Origin of the sequence: Natronococcus amylolyticus DSM 10524 (assembly GCF_000337675.1) — an archaeon.
Taxonomy (GTDB): Archaea; Halobacteriota; Halobacteria; order Halobacteriales; family Natrialbaceae; genus Natronococcus; species Natronococcus amylolyticus.
In genome coordinates this window covers 286117-302859 of the sequence record NZ_AOIB01000031.1, presented here as the reverse complement: position 1 = coordinate 302859, position 16743 = coordinate 286117, and the positions used below count along the sequence as shown (strand labels likewise).

General features: G+C 63.5%; 18 protein-coding genes and 2 pseudogenes. 12 read left to right on the top strand and 8 right to left on the bottom strand.

Translation table 11 applies throughout. The features are described from left to right. Window positions 1-74 precede the first annotated feature (74 nt). Window positions 75-1427 (bottom strand): polysaccharide deacetylase family protein, encoded by a 1353-nt coding sequence (locus tag C491_RS16770; RefSeq protein ID WP_049892194.1) that lies wholly within the window; start codon window positions 1425-1427, stop codon window positions 75-77. 554 nt (window positions 1428-1981) lie between these two features. Between C491_RS16770 and C491_RS16765 the strand changes: the two genes are divergently transcribed. Further along, window positions 1982-2182: a DUF7835 family putative zinc beta-ribbon protein gene (locus tag C491_RS16765; protein ID WP_049892215.1), complete on the top strand. Its 201-nt coding sequence runs from the start codon at window positions 1982-1984 to the stop codon at window positions 2180-2182. A 120-nt stretch (window positions 2183-2302) separates the two neighbouring features. Here C491_RS16765 and C491_RS16760 read toward each other — a convergent pair whose 3' ends face one another. From C491_RS16760 to C491_RS16750, 3 genes are all read right to left on the bottom strand, one after another. Then, complete coding sequence (locus tag C491_RS16760) at window positions 2303-3652, bottom strand: acyl-CoA thioester hydrolase/BAAT C-terminal domain-containing protein (protein WP_152421361.1); 1350 nt, start codon at window positions 3650-3652, stop codon at window positions 2303-2305. A gap of 109 nt (window positions 3653-3761) precedes the next feature. Beyond that, window positions 3762-5183: an O-antigen ligase family protein gene (locus C491_RS16755; protein WP_049892193.1), complete on the bottom strand. Its 1422-nt coding sequence runs from the start codon at window positions 5181-5183 to the stop codon at window positions 3762-3764. A gap of 191 nt (window positions 5184-5374) precedes the next feature. Then, window positions 5375-6604, bottom strand: a complete 1230-nt coding sequence (locus C491_RS16750) for an outer membrane protein assembly factor BamB family protein (RefSeq protein ID WP_005558406.1) — start codon at window positions 6602-6604, stop codon at window positions 5375-5377. A gap of 563 nt (window positions 6605-7167) precedes the next feature. Between C491_RS16750 and C491_RS16745 the strand changes: the two genes are divergently transcribed. Then, window positions 7168-8151 (top strand): TackOD1 domain-containing metal-binding protein, encoded by a 984-nt coding sequence (locus C491_RS16745; RefSeq protein WP_005558404.1) that lies wholly within the window; start codon window positions 7168-7170, stop codon window positions 8149-8151. A 707-nt stretch (window positions 8152-8858) separates the two neighbouring features. Here the strand turns inward: C491_RS16745 and C491_RS16735 are convergent. Beyond that, window positions 8859-10148: a Cdc6/Cdc18 family protein gene (locus C491_RS16735; RefSeq protein ID WP_005558402.1), complete on the bottom strand. Its 1290-nt coding sequence runs from the start codon at window positions 10146-10148 to the stop codon at window positions 8859-8861. A 235-nt stretch (window positions 10149-10383) separates the two neighbouring features. Here C491_RS16735 and C491_RS16730 point away from each other — a divergent pair, with 235 nt between their 5' ends. Both C491_RS16730 and C491_RS16725 read left to right on the top strand, forming a co-directional pair. After that, window positions 10384-10701 (top strand): helix-turn-helix transcriptional regulator, encoded by a 318-nt coding sequence (locus C491_RS16730; RefSeq protein WP_005558400.1) that lies wholly within the window; start codon window positions 10384-10386, stop codon window positions 10699-10701. Beyond that, window positions 10698-11033: a hypothetical protein gene (locus tag C491_RS16725; protein WP_005558398.1), complete on the top strand. Its 336-nt coding sequence runs from the start codon at window positions 10698-10700 to the stop codon at window positions 11031-11033. The genes C491_RS16730 and C491_RS16725 overlap by 4 nt, the downstream gene beginning before the upstream one ends. Window positions 11034-11363: 330 nt before the next feature. Here C491_RS16725 and C491_RS16720 read toward each other — a convergent pair. Further along, window positions 11364-11792 (bottom strand): annotated as a pseudogene (locus C491_RS16720) (Cdc6/Cdc18 family protein); the annotation flags it as partial. A 50-nt stretch (window positions 11793-11842) separates the two neighbouring features. On the opposite strand from C491_RS16720, the gene C491_RS16715 reads away from it, so the two are divergent. The 4 genes from C491_RS16715 (at window position 11843) to C491_RS16700 (ending at window position 13738) form a co-directional block, all read left to right on the top strand. Continuing rightward, on the top strand, window positions 11843-12118 hold the full coding sequence (locus tag C491_RS16715) for a hypothetical protein (RefSeq protein WP_005558394.1): 276 nt from the start codon (window positions 11843-11845) through the stop codon (window positions 12116-12118). Then, entirely contained in the window at window positions 12115-12546 is a 432-nt protein-coding gene (locus C491_RS16710) for a type II toxin-antitoxin system VapC family toxin (RefSeq protein WP_005558392.1), read from the top strand. Before C491_RS16715 ends, C491_RS16710 begins: the two co-directional genes overlap by 4 nt. Before the next feature lie 380 nt (window positions 12547-12926). After that, on the top strand, window positions 12927-13238 hold the full coding sequence (locus C491_RS16705; RefSeq protein WP_049892191.1) for a ribbon-helix-helix domain-containing protein: 312 nt from the start codon (window positions 12927-12929) through the stop codon (window positions 13236-13238). After that, window positions 13235-13738, top strand: a complete 504-nt coding sequence (locus tag C491_RS16700) for a hypothetical protein (protein ID WP_005558388.1) — start codon at window positions 13235-13237, stop codon at window positions 13736-13738. The genes C491_RS16705 and C491_RS16700 overlap by 4 nt, the downstream gene beginning before the upstream one ends. A gap of 244 nt (window positions 13739-13982) precedes the next feature. On the opposite strand, the gene C491_RS22665 is transcribed toward C491_RS16700, so the two are convergent. Then, entirely contained in the window at window positions 13983-14153 is a 171-nt protein-coding gene (locus tag C491_RS22665; RefSeq protein WP_005558385.1) for a hypothetical protein, read from the bottom strand. Between the two features lie 88 nt (window positions 14154-14241). On the opposite strand from C491_RS22665, the gene C491_RS16690 reads away from it, so the two are divergent. Beyond that, on the top strand, window positions 14242-14490 hold the full coding sequence (locus C491_RS16690) for an ArsR family transcriptional regulator (RefSeq protein ID WP_241431347.1): 249 nt from the start codon (window positions 14242-14244) through the stop codon (window positions 14488-14490). An 83-nt stretch (window positions 14491-14573) separates the two neighbouring features. On the opposite strand, the gene C491_RS16685 is transcribed toward C491_RS16690, so the two are convergent. Beyond that, window positions 14574-14765 (bottom strand): hypothetical protein, encoded by a 192-nt coding sequence (locus C491_RS16685; protein ID WP_005558381.1) that lies wholly within the window; start codon window positions 14763-14765, stop codon window positions 14574-14576. Between the two features lie 141 nt (window positions 14766-14906). On the opposite strand from C491_RS16685, the gene C491_RS16680 reads away from it, so the two are divergent. From C491_RS16680 to C491_RS24285, 3 genes and pseudogenes are all read left to right on the top strand, one after another. After that, the gene (locus C491_RS16680; RefSeq protein ID WP_005558379.1) at window positions 14907-15371 is read left to right on the top strand and encodes a universal stress protein; all 465 of its coding nucleotides are present in this window, start codon (window positions 14907-14909) and stop codon (window positions 15369-15371) included. A 1024-nt stretch (window positions 15372-16395) separates the two neighbouring features. Continuing rightward, a complete protein-coding gene (locus C491_RS16670; RefSeq protein WP_049892189.1) occupies window positions 16396-16641 on the top strand; it encodes an AbrB/MazE/SpoVT family DNA-binding domain-containing protein in 246 nt (81 codons plus the stop codon). Further along, window positions 16641-16742 (top strand): annotated as a pseudogene (locus C491_RS24285) (VapC toxin family PIN domain ribonuclease); the annotation flags it as partial. The gene C491_RS16670 and the pseudogene C491_RS24285, both read left to right, overlap by 1 nt. Between the last annotated feature and the right edge of the window lies 1 nt (window position 16743).

Sequence of the window (16743 nt, the reverse complement as noted above, 5' to 3'; positions counted from 1 at the left end):
GTCCACCAGCGACGGTCATCACCTGTGTTCGTAGTCGCTCGGAGGCGGCTCGGTCGGTTCTGAGCCGCCCCGTTTCAGTGTCCTGCCCGGCGCATCGCCCAGAGATCGTCGAAGTCGATGGCCTCGACGCCGTCGGTCTCCGCGATATACTGGACCAGGTCCTCGTAGTCGTCGGCGTCCATCGTGTTGTCCAGATCGAAGGCGTGGAAGTTCAGGATCGTACACTGCCGGTGGGCGGCAGCGGTGTCGACACACTGTGCCGCGATCTCGAGGTCGTGGCCGATCGTCCGCGGGAGGACGAGCGGATCGTAGCCGGTGACGCCGGTGAGGTTGACGTTCCCGGCCTGGTTGAACCCACCAGCATAATAGTAGTCCGACACCAACTCGAGGACCTCCCGGTTGAAGTTGTTGTGGGGGAACACGAGGTAGTGGCCGCCCTGGAACTCGTTTTGGACCGCCCAGTTCTTGTCGGTCTCGATGGAGTCGCGCAGCTCGTCGGGCTCCATGTCGGCGAACTCGGTGTGAGTGCCGTGGGCGACGATCTGATCGCCGGCCTCCTGGCGCTCGAGGAGCTGGTCGGTCGTCATGATGCCGTCGCGTTGATCGCGGGTCCACTGACGAACGGCCGCCTGGACCGCGATGACGTCGTACTCGTCGTGGATCGGCCCCGCCGGCTCATAGAAGTCCTCGAACCCATCGTCCCAACAGAGGATGACGTACCCCTGGTCGGGCTTTTCGTGTGTACGAATATCATCGACCCAGACCTCGGCCTCGTCACCGGTGTTGTGAACCACGACACGCAGTTCGTCGATCGCGTCCTGCTCGACGGGGGTCGTGCTCTCGTCGGCGAAACCGGGGCAGGTTCGGAACCAGCCGGGTTCGTCGCTGCCGTAGGAGACCGACTGCAGCATGTAGCTCGCGTAGCCGCCGTAGATATCCCGAAGCTGGATCTCGAGGGCGATGTTCGCCGGCGTCGTCGTCCGGACCGCCATCGAGACGTCACGGTCGCTCAGATCCGTCGCCTCGAACTCCGTCGCCACGACGGCATTGTCCTCGTCCTCGGCGGTCAGCCGCAGGCTCTGGTCCCCATCGAAGACGACGTCCGTCTCGGCGTCACCCGAGCCCTCCAGTAGCTCCCACTCCTCGAGGTTCTCGAAGTCGACGAACGCCTCGCCGGGCTGTCGGTACTCCTCGCGGCTGTTGTACTCCGTCTCGACGGTAAGTTCGGGCGAGTCGACGTCGTCGGAGTCCGCGCTCTCAGTGCCTTCGGTCTCGGTGTCCTCACCGTCGGTCTCGTTCGACGACTCGTTGCCCTCGTCGTCCGAAGAGCCGGAACTGATCTGATCCATACAACCGGCCAGAGCCATCCCCATCGTCGCACCGGACGCTGCCAGAAACTGTCGTCGGAACCGCGAACGTTCCACCATTGGATAGGTGTTAGAAGAAGTATTATTTTACTATTTTGGAATCAGAATGAAGATTGAAAAGGTGTGTTCACGGCAGCCGGGAGAGAACACCCATCGAGAACTCGACCGTCGCCGGTCGGAGTCACCTGCTGCAGGCGTGTCCGTTCCTCACGAGTAGAAGTCCGACCGGAGCCCGGGGTCGTCGAGTCGACACGCCTATCGCAGTGTTGGTGCCCGAGGGCGAGGGATTGACCGCAGTCCCTCGCGTTCGGACCTACCTGACAGGGTAGTCGGGGGCGGATCGCCTGAACAGGCACCGACACCCCGACAGTATACACTCTACTCGCGCCTACACTAATAACTTCTGTAAGAACCAATGTTAATCTTGTACCGCTTAGACGTATCCTGAACACTGTTTATTAGAAGAATCTACCGACCAGATGGGAACGGACGGCACTTCCCCAACCGAGAGTCGCTTCCGCTGCATCTCATCCTGGTTCGTATACGATGCTTCAATTTTAGATATCTTGGGTCTAAAGAAAGACTCATGTTTGTTCGGCCGAAAGCTATTGATAATGGCAACAACGGACCACTCCTTCGATGGGCTGACGGAGCACTGTAACCAGTGTGACCGTGAGACGCTCCACAGCGTGTCCATCCAGATCCGGACTGAGAGCACAAAACAGCGGAATACGGCGTTCTCTCGAGAACCGTACCGCGTCAGCGAGTGCCAGGAGTGTAACGCTCGAGAGAGCCAACGGATGAACAACGCCTGACCGGTCCACTGATTTGCGCTGTTCGTGATCTGCCTCCTTCTAGCGAGGGCAGCCGTGAACTCTACGGCCTTCGTCGGAGGAACACCCCGTTCACGGGGAGTGCGTTCGACTAGTGGGTGGCTACGGGAGTGTCGAGAGCGTCCCGAGGACACGCGGCCAGTGGGCGTGTGCAGCCTCGGCGTTGCCAGCGAGCGTGCCGCCGTACGCTGGCCCCGTCGTCCCTCGAAGAGGGAGGTAGGGCTGCAGGATCTGTCGGCCCGCGTCGGTGTACCGGAGGTGGTCGAACGAGGGGTGGCCGCGTGCCTCGAGGCGCTCGGCTGCAAGGGCGTGAAGGCGCGTGCTGGGCCAGACCCCGTCATCGTCGCCCGAGACGAGCAACACCGGTCCATCGATCCGTTCGACCGGGATCGTTGCGGTCTCGGTCTCGAGCTCCCCGGCAGCCGCGAGCGCCTCGGCGTAACGCGCCGGGCGTTCCGTCTGTTCCTCCGGTACAACCGAAAGATACGACCGCGAGCTATCGTCGACCGCCCAGGCGGCGGTCCCCGCCGGGCGACCACGCACCGCCCCACCCTCCCAGAGGATCCCGCTGCCGCCGACCGAGACGACCGCCCCAACCCCATCGTACAGACTCCCCGCGAACAGTCCGAGCTCACCACCCCGCCCGATTCCCCAGATCCCGATCCGGTCGCCGGCGACCCGCTCGCGGTCGCGCAGCCAGTCGATCGCGGCCTTGACGTACGCCATCGGGACCTCGACGACCGCCTCCGGGAGCCCCGGGCCGCCGACGTACTCGAGGGCAAACGCCGTAAACCCGTGTCGGGCCAGTAGTGCGGCGACGTGTTCCTGGGGTGTGCCGTCCGCGCCGTGGAGGACGAGCACGCCAGGTCCGGGTCCACCGCTCGAAGGTTCGAAGACCCGGCCGACGAGGTCGCCGGCCGGTTCAACGACGTTCGTAACGGGGTGCCACCGCTCGAGGGTCAACGCACCGATCGATCGGTCGTCGGCCACGAGATGGTAGGTCAGGCTGGTCTCGGGGGGCCACCGCTCCGGGTCGACAGTCTCGCCGGCGTACGCCGCCCACGGGATGTCGGCGAACTGGATCAGGGCCCCCGTGGTTGGAACGTCGAGCCCCGCAGGGACGTCGCCGCCGACGATCGGCGCCTCGTTCAGCGACAGCGTCGACGTCTGGGCTTCGACGGTGACGGTGGCGCCGAACGTCTCGCCGGTCGTGTACTCGCCGTCGAGGACGACCTCGAGTTCCGATCCCACGGGGACGCCGTGAAGCGTCAGCTCGATCGGTTCGTCGACGCGGACCGACGCCGGCTGATCGACCGCCAGCGACTCCTCGGGAGCCAGCGTCCCCCCGGTGAGCGCAACGCTGGCTGTCCCACCTAGCAGCGCCAGCACCTGGCGCCGCGAGCGCACACGCCGCGATTCCCTGCCGGTCGCCGGTGGTCCGTCGCTGGGCATCGAATCACAGATCCTTCATCGACTCGTTCGTCCCGGCGACGGTATAAGGACTTTTTGAACCATTATCATACTCGAAAATAGATATCATTTGTGGACTTGGAGAACTCGACTAGCCCGCTCGCTCCCCGAACAGCAGGTACCCGACCGAGAGGGTAACCACCACCGAGCCCAACGACCAGTGAAACATTGTGTACGACTCGAACAGCTGGTGGATCGCCCAGCCGGTCACGAACGCGAGCATCGCGGCGTCGAGTTCGCCGGTGTCGACCATTCCGGCGACGATGCTGCCGCCGAGGAGGCCCACGTAGGCGAGCCCGCCGACGAGGCCGGTCTGGATCACGACCGACAGATAGGAGTTGTGCGGCGACGGCGCCGTCTCGGTTGCGAGATAGGGCTCGATCACAACGCTGGCTGGGCCACCGCCGTGGCCGACCAGCAACGGCCCGTCACGGATCGCCTGCAGGCTCGCCGACCAAAGCTCGAACCGGTTCGCCGAGGAGATATCGATGAGGCCGACGGCCATCCCCGCAAGCACGGCGACCACGCCGAAGACGGTCGAGGCGAGCGTAAGCGCCCCGAGACGGCGTCCACCGAGGACGTATCCCGCATAGACCACGACGACGACCATCGCGGCAAGCATCGAAGCCCGGGCGTTCGAGAGCAAGATACCGAGTCCACAGAGGCTTCCGGCGACGATCGCCAGTCCCGCTCCCAGAGGTCGCCGGGCGACAAGGGACCGGTGGAACTCGACGACCGCTGCGACGAACCCGGCAAACGACAACAGCCCGAAGCCGTTCGGATTCGGGAACACCGACTGGAGCGTCGTGTCGACACCGGGAACCGGCGGCGTACTCGACCACTGACGGACCTCAAAGATCCACACAGCGTACTCCCCTATCCCGTAGGTGGCCAGCCCCAGCAGGACGGCGAGCGACCCCAGACAGGACAACAGCCAGAAGAACACCCGTCTGGGGACGAGCCGTGGAACGACCAGCAGATTCGTCCCCATGACGAACAGAGCCCAGATCGGCCAGCGAGACTGCGAGCTCGAGGGGTCGAACGCGAGCGTGTGGACGAGATAAAGCATCGAAAGCGTCATAAAACAGCCGATAGCGGCCCACTGGACCGGCGTGTACCGGCGGGGGCCAGTTACAGCCAACAGGAACGACAGAAACAGCACGAAGACGACGGTGATTGCAAGCGGTCGACTTGGCCCGAGGCCGAGACCGGGTGAACTGCTCTGGTAGATCATGGCGAACACGGCCAAGGCAAAGCCGAGTACGGACAGGAGTGCGGCTTGGCGGTGCTCCGAGTCCCGATAGCGGTCGATGGCAAGACGAACGCCAAGTACCGCCGCCAGCAGGACGGCAACCGCTGCGAGCTGCCACGCGAACACCAGGTCGGTCGCGTACGCGACGGTTACGAGCCCCAGGTACAGCCCGAACAGCCCATAAATCACGCCGGCTACGAGCCGGCTTACGCTCCAGTGGCGTCCCTGTGACGTCCCTGGGCTTCGTGTGACAGTTCCCATGAGTGTACTGATCAGAAGTCTCGGGTAAAGGTTTCCGTTGGTCAGTGACCGAGCGACTGGGAGTCACCGCTTCGATCCCAGACACGAGTCGGGCAGCGTCGACGGAGACCGGACGCCACAGCGCTGTTGGCCGTACACGCTACCGGGGCTCCGGTGTAGCCCGGCCTCGCTGGCGGTGTCAGCAGACTGCTCTACTGGGAGCGCTTGCCACGCGGGCAAAGCGCCGTCAGCCCTCCGTTACGGTCGACGTAGACTGCGTCCTCAGTGACGAGACACTCCTCGTTGAACCCATCGGACCACTCGGTCTCATCGAAGGTGAAACACCACTCCTCGTGGCCGTCCTCGAGACAGTAGCCGACCACCTCGTCGGGGCTCGACGAGCCAGGGTTGCTGTGGGCGACGACGACCGTGTCGTCGATGATCGCCGGCGGACCGTACGCGTGCGATCCGTTCTTACACCACTCCGACTCGGGGCCCGTCATCTTGAGTTCGTACCGGCCACGGGTGACAGTCCGGTCGCCGACGGCTGCGGTCGTCAGCGCATCGGAGATAAACCCCTCGCGCTCTTTCGTATCGTCGAGGCTGGTAACGCCTTCTTCTCCGCTGTTCTCGATAAACAGCGCCTCGTCGGTCGCCGCAAGCCCGTTTCCGAAGTCGCCGGCTCGAAGCTGAGCCGAACGCTGGGTCGTCCCCGACAGCGGGTCGAACGCCGCGACAGCGTCGGCGTCGATCGAACGCTCGCTCCGGCGGCCGTCGAGCAGTGCGATCACCGAGCCGTCGATCGCGGCGATCGTGGAGGGCTGCGTGCTGAACACGTAGCTGACGGTATCTGAGTCATCGGTATGTTCCGGCGTGACTCGGACGGTCTCGCACGTCCACCGAAGTGAGCCATCGTCCGCTTCGAAGGCATAAAGCGTGCCGTCGACGGTGAGATAGACCGAATCAAACGCAGCGACCGGCGCCGACGTCGAAACCTCGTCGCCGAGTTGTTTGCTCCACTTGACGTCGCCGCTGTCGGCGTCGATCGCGGTGAGCCGGGAGCCGGCAACGAACACGGTCCCGTCGGCGACCGCCGGCGTTCCTGCGGCCTCGATCCGTTCACAGGTCCACAGACGCTCCCCGGTTGTCGCATCAAGCCCGTGAACGCCCGTCCCCGTTCGCAGATAGACCATCTCCTTGGTTGCGACTGCGTCCCCGGTTTCGCCGTACTGCCAGTCGATGAGATCCGGTTCCTCGAACTCGTCGTTCGCGGCGACAAACCGGGTGTTTCCCGTGTTCCCGGCGTAGGATGACCACCCCTCGGGCTCCGCGAGCGGCGTTTTCTCCGTTGAGTCTGTCCCGCTCCCGAGCGAGGCAAAAAGCCCACCAGCCGTAAGCGTTGCACCTGTCGCCAGTACCGATCGACGTTGCCAGTCTGCCATCTCCTTGTTGACACCTACTGAGCATCTGTTTCTCTAACAATTATATAATACTTGTGTCTAGTAGAAGGCTAAAACTGATTCTATGAAGTAATCGGTATTTAGAACGGTCCGTGCTGAACGGAATCAGCCGTGGCACAGCTGTGCCCAGAGCGGCCTCAGGTAGATGGGGGAGTCTCCAGCGTGGGGTTTCGGGGTGGCTAGACGAACCGTTCTGCGCGCGGGACACCGCAGCGGACAGAAAGGCCGGAGGTGGTCAGCTCGTTGGGGGGTGAACGGGTGTGCCGGGAAGAGGGCACGCTGTGTCCTCCAGCCGTATGAGGTATTCTCGTAGAAGTATTAATATTTTCCCATTGATAGTATAGCTTAGAGCAGATTCGTTCTGGAAAGAGGGTTTCACCCACGCGGGTCGTCGGGCGCCGTCGGCCGGTTCCCGAGGCGTGTGCCGAAGATTGTTGGGAGACAGCGCCGGAACGGGTCCTCCATGACTATCGTCAGACTGTAATTTGTAGCTTATATCTAAGAAGAAAAATATATGCTGGTTCAGTAGAGAGTTACCTCAACCGATGGCTTCACCAGGAGAACTTCGTCTGATCGAACGACTGACCAGCACTGAGGCGTTCGAACCGGAGATCGCCGACGACGGCGCCGTGAGCTACACCGACGCAGCCCAGTGTCTCGATGCGACCGACAGCGAACCGGTAACCGTCCTCGAGCGGTTTACCGCCCGTGGCGTGCTGGCAGACGAGTTCATCACGAAGGTGTACGTCTGTCCGGACTGTGCGACCGAGGGGCTCCAGTATACGACTGCCTGTCCGGCCTGCAAGGATCCCCACGCGGTCCAGACCACGTTGGTCGAACACAGCTGTGGACATACGGGACGGGAGTCGGAGTTCGAGACCGACGACGGCTACCGGTGTCCCGAGTGTGAACAGGACCTCAAATCAGTTGATATCGAGAAGAAACACCAATACGTCTGTAAGGCGTGTTCCGAGCGGTTCCAAACGCCCGATAACCGACTGCGGTGCCGGGCGTGTACGAACCATCTCCCGCCGCTGGAGGCGATCGAGCGCGTACTGTACCGCTACAGCCTCACCGATAGCGGCAGGCAGTGGCTCGACCGGCAGAAACGGGCCCGACAGACCGCCAGGGAGACACTCGAGGAACGACGGTTTACGACGGAGGTCGACACGACGGTGACTGATGGGGGAACGTCCCAACCGGTCCACCTTCTGGCTCGAGACGAATTGATGGGCGAACAACGAGTCGTCTCGATCCACGAGACGCCGGCGATCGGCGACGTCGACAGGTTCTGTGCGTTCGCAAACGAGTCGCTCGGTGCCCTCCCGGTCGTGATTACGACGTCGGGAGCCGTCGAAACCGACGTCGCGACGCGGGCCGAAGAGACCGAGTTGACGGTGCTCGCGTTCGACGGGGACGGCGAGGGGACGCTCGAGGCGGAGTACGAGACCGTCGAGAACGCGCGTGCCCACGAAAGCGGTCTCTTCCAACGCCTGAGTGCGGTGCTCGAGATTCCCGGTCGCCCATAGCTCAGATTTCGACAGCCTTCTCTATCCACAGCCCTGAACCGAAGGAACTCTCCGTCACCCACAGCCGTCGGCCGACGACGTCCGAGCCAGTTCCCCAGTCTATCGCCACCGAGAACGGGGAAGAGAGCCATCGATATGCTCGAGGAGAGTCACGGTCAGATGGCTTCCGAGGAGTCTCTGACTCACCGCCACCGGGGTCAACCGATGTACGGGAGTCCTGGTCAGCTCCGGCCATCTCGGGGCAAGCATCGTCCGATGAGTGTCGTGCTCCAGCCGAGATACGAGTGTGTATTACGGTCTGTAACCATGGAGAGGAGAGAATGGCTGTATCAGAGAGGGATCCTGATGTCGGTTTCCACCCGAAAGGAGGAGATCGGGCCGAACGAACGCGGACTACTGTGACGGCAGCCTACTGACCAACCACCACGGGTGGGAGTGGAAGGCGCTTCGCGCCTTTCGAACGACAGCGAGTCGCAACCAGCAAGAGCGCCAGGGGCCTTCGGAGTGCTCGCATTTACAAGCATCCCTCTCGAGGACGATTACTCTCGCTCGAGATCGTCCGAACGAAGCTCGCCATCGCACGCCAAGCACCGTCTCAGCAAACCGCTCGCAGGAGTGAGACTGCGTACCACAGCTCGCCGAACAACACGCGAATCTCCGTGGCCCGCTCGGCGGCCGCCTCGAGGGGCTCGTCGAAGGGCACCGCGTCACTGTGGAGTTCGAGGACCCACCGCGTGTCCTGAGACTGACGGCCCAGCCCGACCGACAGCAAGGTCGCTTGCAGGCCGTCCAGCGCATGATGGCAGCACAGCAGCGCGACCCGCCCGTGCTCGGTGTACGCATGGTCGGGCATCTGATATGATCCGCTTGCGGCGGCCGTCACGGCCCCCGGATTCCATCGCTGTCTCGACCAGTCCCATCGTCTCGAGGGTGTGGACGACCTCGCGGATCGCCCGCCGCCTCAGCCGGTAGCGGTCGCTGACCCCCTCGCTGTGGAGCACCTCGTGGATCCGCTCGGTCGTCACCGGCTGGTCGACCGCGCCGGTGTGGCGGTTGCGCCGGGCCGTGATCGCGCGGAGCACCCCGACGTGAGAGGCGGGCAGCCGACCGGCCCGCTCGAGGAACGCCGCCTTCTCGGTCGTCTCGAGGTTCGCCTCGACACACTCCCGGGTCACCGCCTCGAGGTCACGCTCGCTTGCGGTCTCGCCGGCTTGCCGAAACAGAGTCAGTGCTTTCCGCGCGTCGCCCCACCGACGGGCGGCCTCCTGAACTCCGTATGCGACCGCCGCATCGGGTACCGCGCCCTCCCGAAAGGCCCGGGCGAGGCGGGCCTCGAGGATCGCCCCGAGTTCGTCCTCGCCATACGGCGGGAAGAAGACGGCCTCGTCGCTCATCGCGCTCTCGACGCGACTATCCAGGCGGAGATCGACCTCGAGCAGTTCGTTACTGACGAGCCAGACCGAGCAGTTGATCCCCCGTTGCAGTTTCCCCTCGCCGCGCAGCAGCCGATAGAAGAAGTCGCTGGGGTCGTAGTTGGTATCCTGGCGGATGTGATCGATCTCGTCCAGAACGAGTACGGTCCACTCGGGGTAGGCCTCGAGGGCGTCCCAGATCCCGTCGAACACCCCGTCCAACCCCTCGTAGGAACCCTTCTTCTCGTCGGCGAGCTGAAAGAGGATCTCGTTGGCGGCACTGAACAGCGTGCGACACTCCTTCAGATTCACGTACTCGACGGCGACCCGGTCGTTTCGGGCGGCGAACTCCCGACAGACGCGTCGCGTCGTCAGCGTCTTGCCCGTGCCCGGTGGGCCATACACCGACACCGTCGGCGGGAGATACCCCTCGTGCAACCCATTGAGAATCGTCGCCAGCTCGCGCTCCTGGGCGTCGCGGGCGACGATCTCCTTGGGATCGGCGAGCGGGTCGAGCGCGCCCTTGTCGGCGAAAAGACTGTTGTCGGGTGCGGTGGCGTCGAACAGATCGTCGTACTTACTCATCCCGGACTCACCGAGAGTAGGACGGTGTCCCTTATGAACGCATCACACGTCACATCTTCGCTCGGGTCACCAGATTCCGGTGGCGCCGACGAACGGCCACATTCGGATGGCCCAACGCGTGGAACCCCGCTCGAAGGGTCGACCGAGAACATCACCTGTCACCGGGCTCCCCCGAACTGCGCTGCAACCGGGTGGCTCCCACACTGTTATTACACTCTATTGCGTTCTATTACACATGCCGATCAGCATCGACCGCTTCGACGAGGAACCGACCGACGCTCTCGACCTACAGGAGGGAACCCATCCCCACCGAATCCTGCAGTTCCTCGCCGAGAACGACGACCAGGCGTTCACACAGACCGAGATCCACGACGCAACGGGAATCAAACGCGGGAGTGTTGGCGCAACGCTGTCGCGGCTCGAGGATCGTGGTCTCGTGCGACATCGTGGGCGATACTGGGCCATCGGCGACGACGACCGACTCGCCTCGTACGCCGCCCAGACCCACGCCAGCTCGGCCTCGACGACCGATGACTACTACGAAGAGGAATGACTGAGAGCTACGAGCGCGGTGCCGTTGTGAAAGGGCCTGATCTCTTCGCCGATCACAACTACCGGCCGTACGTCTGCTTGAGCGATCAGACGCATCCGTTTCACGATGAGGAAGGACTGTACGCGGCGGCCACGACGACCCGTCGCGCGGCTGCCGTTCCGCTCACGGACGACGACTTCGTGATCGGTGGACTGCCACGAGAGACGTACGTCAACCCGTGGACCGTCGTCTCGATCCGACACGCTGATATCCAGGGGAAAGAGGGACAGCCAACTGAGGCGACGACTGAGACGATCGCCCGTGAAGCCGCTGGCTATCTCGGAATCTCGTGAACAGGAGTTGCACGTCGGTTCGGCACAACGGGCAGCGACATGCGGAACCGGTCCTCGCTCCAGTGTGTGCCACCCCGTCAGCGAATCAGTAGCCGGACACCGGGGATGACCCGCTCCAGTCGGGATGTCGCCTGCCATCCAGGCCAGACGACCGGCGACGACGGCGGCGTGCTCCGTAGCTGCTGTGAACAGGCCCAAACGATGAGCCGCTTCCGGTCCACGGTGACAGCCGCCAGAGCGAGGCCGACAGTATGGCGGCCCGAACCGCCCTCGGCTACGAGCCGACCGTCTCGCTACGCGAGGGGCTCACGGATCGCCTCGAGTATCCCCCTCGCCGTAGGGCGGAAAGAAGACGGCCTCGTCGCTCATCGCGCTCTGGACACGACTATCTAACCGCAGATCGACCTCGAGCAGTTCGTTGCTCACCAGCCAGACCGAGAGGTTGATCCCCCGTTGCAGTTTCCCCTCGCCGCGCAGCAGTCGGTAGAAGAAGTCGCTGGGGTCGTAGTTGGTATCCTGGCGGACGTGGTCGATCTCGTCGAGGACGAGCACCGTCCACGCGGGGTAGGCCTCGAGAGCGGCCCAGGTGCCCTCGAACACCCCGTCTAACCCCTCGTAGGCGCCCTTCTTCTCGTCGGCGAGCTGAAAGAGGATCTCGTTAGCGGCGCTAAACAGCGTGCGACACTCCTTCAGATTCACGTACTCGACGGCGACCGACTCGTTCCGATCGGCGAACTCCCGACAGATCCGTCGCGTCGTCCCACTAGTTGGTAGAAACGTTTACTGCGTTTCGGACGGTACCAGCAGATATGGCGACGGCAGTCAAGGTCGACGAGGACGCGAAATCCCGCCTCGAGGAACTCCAGGCGGAGATCCGGCTGCGGACGGGTCGGAACGTCACACAGCAAGCGCTCCTGACTCGACTGATCGACGACGCCTACGAATCCCGCGATGCCGTTATCGACTCGTTCCGGGAGACGACCGTCCCGCTCTCGGATGCCGAGAAGGAGGCCATGCGTCGCGATCGGTTCCGGTCCGGTGTCGAGACCGACGAGGCGGATATCGACGACGTGCTGTACGGATGACGATCCTCGTCGACACCGGCGTCCTGTACGCGGATCACGACGTCGACGCCTCCAGACACGACGCTGCCAGTACCGCGCTCGAAGGCGTCTACGACGGCGACTTCGGCCAGCCGTACGTGAGCGACTACATCTACGACGAAGCCGTTACACTGACGCTCATGCGGGGTGGGTCGTTTCCGCCAGCAAAGCGACTCGGCGAAAAGCTGCGGGGTGCCGCCTCGTACCCGCAGGTGTACGATATGCTCCGAGTGCCAGCGGCCGTGTTCGCCGATGCCGTCGACGTCTTCGAGCAGTACGATGATCAAGCGCTGAGCTTCACCGACGCAACAACCGTCGCGTTGTCTCGGCGACACGATCTCGACGCCGTCATGAGTTTCGACGACGACTTCGATGGTATCGTCAGCCGGATCGATCCGGCGACGCTGTGAGAGCTCCCCCGACCTCGGTCGTGGGCGTTCGCCTCCACTCCGAAACGGGGGGAGCCCGGGCTCGCCGCGAGAGACCGCTCCGTTGGCGGCGAATCCCCGGTGTCCATCTCCCATTCGCTACGACACAGACGTACGCCGTCTTTGTTCCGGTCGGAAGGTCGCTGCTAGCCTGGCTCTCGAGGGCCGCCTCGCTGTAGAGATCGATCGTCCATCACGCGTGCTGAGACAGACCTCCCAGCTCGACCGACAGCAGGGTCGTCTGGAGGGCGTCCAGCACGTAGAACTAGACGGCTCGGTCCGTCGATTCTCGAGCGACGTGACCCCGACCCGGTTCACGAAGCACCGACAGACCTACGGATGTGTGTGCACAATGTGTGCGTATGAGTTCGAGCACGCGCGTGCATTTCCGTGCGCCCGAACGCCTGATCGAACAGGCCGACGCGCTCGCGGTCGCGGAGGGAAAGAATCGAACCGACGTGCTCGTCGAGGCGCTTCGTGAGTATCTCGCAACCGCGAGCGACGAAGAACGGGTCCAGCAGGCGATCGCAAACGCATACTACGAAGGGCAACTCGAGTTCGACCAGGTGAAAGCGATCGTCGGCGTCGAAGCCGCCCAGAACTTCCGGGTGCTCAAACGCCAGCTGACGGATGACAGCATTAGCAACGACCTCGCAGCCGCGCGTGACGAATGAGGCTCGTCGCGGACACGTCTGCGCTCGTAAGCCTGGCGAGTACCGCCGAGTCACGGCGGGTTGCACTGCCGGTGCTTCTGGACGGCTACGACGTGGCCGTCCCCGAACAGGTGGTCGATGAACTCGAGCAACTCGCGGAGTACGATGATGAAGATGGCGCAGCCGCACGGACGCTGCTCGATGCGCGAGACCGGCTGACGGTTCGGGCTGTCGACCTCGATCCCGACTTCCCGCTCGACGACGGGGAAAACGCGGCGGTACAGCTGGCTGACCGGCTCGAGGCGCCGTTTTTCTACTGTGACGAGTACAACCAACTCGCACTCATTCACGCGTCGCTTGCCGACGCCCAACTCGTCACAACGCCCCGCCTGCTGAAGGCGTTCGTCGTCCACGAGGATCTGTCGAAAGCGACCGCAAAAGCACTTCTCGAGGCGATCGCAGATCGCCGAAGCTGGGACGGCAACGCGTACGTCTATCAGGCAACTCGATTATTCGAGTGACTGCGTCGGTGAGGGCGACGCGTGTGTGGCGGGTCGTTGCGAGACGTGACACGGACCGCTGCGGTGGGTGTGTCGGCCTCGACGAGTTCGGACTCGGTGTCGCTGAGCGCAGGGGAGACCATACCCGCTGCGAGTTCATCGGAGGTGGCCTGCGGAATCAGGACTCGGTCGATAGTCGAGAGGAGTCCGAGCGCATTGATCTCGTCGGGATGGATAGTCGGACCCGCATCGGCGACCGCGATGATCACACGCTGAGTCCCCACCGCACATCGTCTTCAACTACCTGCAGCTCGCGTTCCTGGTCGTCGCGGGCGACGATCTCCCGGGCGTCGGTGAGCGGGTCGAGCGCGCCCTTGTCGGTAAAGAGACTCTCGTCCGGCGCCGTCTCGTCGAACAGGTCGTCGTACTTGTTCATGTTCCAGCGGAACTACGTGTGTCTATCTCCCGACGACGGTACGGATAACGGTTCGGGAGCCTCGACGTCGTCGGTCCTGCAGTCTCGAGTGGCAGGAGTCGATGCGGTCCTCGAGCCCACGTGGGTTGCTGTTACCCCCAAGATGTTCAAACGGGGACGCGACGAGAACGAACCCTGGGGACGTGTGAATCCCCGCTACGTGATCGACGAGACGGGACTCGAGAAGCACACCGTCGAGTACTTCTTGCGACGGCTCCACGACGCGGGCTGGATCCGAACGGCGAGTCGTGGACGCTACGAGTTCGTCGAGGATCCTCGAGAAACGGACACCACCTGACCACCGACTCGCGGATCGTCGGTGACGAAGAGATTCGACGTCCGGTGCTCCGCCGACGCGAATGAAGCCACCGAGACTGCCAGCTACAGACCGGGGACTACGTCCTCCCACATCATCCGGAGGGCTTCGTACCGAACCGCCGCACAGTCCTCGAGCACCCGTCCGCCATCCTGATGGTACCCGAGCCACGTCTCGAGCGAAACGCCAAGAACGTACTCGGCCCGCTCGTCGGACGAGCGCTCCTCGACCTGGTGTGGTCGCGGCCGTGTTCGCACGCGGGAGCGACAGCCGTCTCGTCCGGTCCGCCCGGAGCGCTGCCGCGTCCAACTGTCGTCGGAGCGAGCCCGTCGAGCGATCGGGCCCGCCCACGGGGCGTGTCGGTGAGCTTTATTCGGACCGCCGACGGAGTATGTGGTATGCCAGCACGCGTACTCGTCCCGATCGACGGCGGCGAACAGGCGAGGGCGGCCCTCGAGTTCGCCCTCGAGGAGTTCCCCGACGCGGAGTTCGTCGCGATCCACGTGACCGATCCCGGCACGATCTACAGGGCGACCGGTCTCGAGACCGGGGCGAAGACCGACCTCGAGACCGGGACGGGGGTGCGAGACGACTACGAACGGATTCGCACCCGACGGGAGGCCGAGGTGGACCGCCTCCTCGAGGAGGCGCGGCGCCAGGCCGAGGCTGCCGGCGTCGCCCTCGAGACCGAGGCCCTCGTTGGGAAGGTCCCAAAGCGGATCATCGCCTACGCCGAGGACCACGACGTCGATCGGCTCGTCATCGGCAGTCATGGGCGGACCGGGGCGAGTCGGCTCCTCCTCGGGAGCGTGGCCGAAACGGTCGCCCGGCGGTCGCCGGTGCCGGTGACGATCGTCCGGTAGTACAAGACTGGCTGTCGCTCACTCGAGGGGAACTCTCGACGGAGGTACGGTCAACGCACTGGTCGCCGCTCGTACGACCCGTCTGGGGAGCGGGTGTGGAGTAAGACGGACTCGAGAAGAGCACCGTCGAGTACTTCTTGCGACGGCTCCACGATGCGGGCTGGGTCCGAAAAGCGAGTCGTGGACTCTACGAGTTCGTCGAGGATCCTCGAGAATCGTAGCTCGAGTACTCCACCACACCATCTGACCACCCGATCACCCGCCGAACAGAGCCCACTGACCAACCACCGCGAGTGGGAATGAAAGGGGCTGGCGGTGTCGCCGAAGCACGACGAAATCCTCGCGAACGAAGTGAGCGAGGGCAAGCGAGACGTAGTCTCGCGGAGTAAGCACCACAGAGAGCGAGTGAAACGAGCGATCGAGGAGCGTGGTTCGAAAGGCGCAACACGCCTTTCGTCATACTGCAAGACCGCCGGTCTTGCATAGATCACAAACGCGTTGCGTTTGCTCACTCACGAGAGAGCTTCGCTCTCTCGAACGACAGCGAGGCGCGCGAGCCTACAGCGCCAGGGGCTTTCGGAGTGTTTGCGTTCCTGACCCCTTACTCCTCGAGCTCACTCCCATCGAGCTCTCCCTCCAGATACGCCTCCCCAGTCTCGGACAACTGATAGCGACCACACCCTCGAGGACGTCCTCACCGAACTCCATGAACTCCGAACCCAGAACGACCGGCTCACGACACGGGTCACCGACCTCGAGCATACGATCGACAACCTAGAAATCAGAGTCGACGAGTTAGAAACTGACCGCGACCAACTCACCGAACAACTCGAGCACCACGAGTCTACGCTCGACGACCAGGGGTCGACGATCGAGACACACGACTCGACTCTCGCTGGTCCTGCGTCCCACCCACTCTCCGGGGATTACCGTCCTCGAGACGGAGAACCCACGCCGCGAGACGAGCGGTCGGGAGCCTACATGTGGAGCAACATGTATATGAAGAGGGGACGTACGATCGAATATGGCTGCTGATGAACCGCCCGAAGAAACGACGGTTAGCGACCGAGGGATGGTCACTATCCCCGCCGATATCCGTCGGACGCTCGATATCGGTCCGGGTGATAAACTTCGCTGGAACGTCGATGAGGACGGAGCGCTGACCGTCGAAATCGTCCACCAGCGCGAAGGGGTCTTCGACGACTTCGAGCCCGTCGACGTCGGCGAGACGGACGCTGTCGCGGCCGAGAGCGAGTTCGGAGCGGAGTGATGGCGGTCGCGCTCCTCGATACGAACGTGCTGTTTGCCGCCGCGAGCGCTCGTGACACGTACCACGACCGAGCACGAGACCTCGTCCGCGGAATCGATCACG